The 490-nt window shown below is 55.9% G+C and carries 1 protein-coding gene; it reads right to left on the bottom strand.

What is annotated here, in order from left to right:
- Positions 1-455: superoxide dismutase (locus RJ05_RS33150; RefSeq protein ID WP_506330610.1), on the bottom strand; the 455-nt coding region annotated here is incomplete at its 3' end.
- Positions 456-490: the final 35 nt, after the last annotated feature.

The raw sequence follows: 490 nt of genomic DNA, 5'->3' as shown, positions 1-490 counted from the left end.
GCAGCCTTAAACTGCTTCTTGAACTCGTCCATCGATCCAAAGGCCTCGTCAATCGCCGCCTTCAGCTCCGCTGACGGCTCAGTTGGGCTGGGGCTGATGGACTCCCAGTAGAAGTCATGGTTGAAGACCTGACCGGCGTTGTTGAACTCTGGGGTAGGGCTGCCGCTGTTGTAGGTCTCCACAATGATCTCCTCGAGGGTCTTGTTGGCCAGTGGCTTGTCCTTGATCTGGTTGTTCAAGTTAGTGACGTAAGCACGGTGGTGCTTGCCCCAGTGCACATCCAGGGTCGCCGCCGAGATTGTAGGCTCCAAAGCATCATTAGCGAACGGAAGAGGCTTCAGTTCCAGCTCAGCACGAGTCGCAACCCCCCGAACCCTGCTGCACCCTGTGGAGCGGGGCTTCTGCATGAGACGCAGCCCTGTGAAAGCCTGCTTCTGAGCTAGCATGGTCGCCATTTTGAAGATGATACAAATTCACAATTCGTGGGATG

The organism is Nocardia cyriacigeorgica NBRC 100375, from assembly GCF_000308555.1.
In the GTDB taxonomy this organism is placed as follows: domain Bacteria; phylum Actinomycetota; class Actinomycetes; order Mycobacteriales; family Mycobacteriaceae; genus Nocardia; species Nocardia cyriacigeorgica.
Note: the sequence above shows the minus strand (reverse complement) of the source record. Positions and strands in the feature narration are given on the sequence as shown.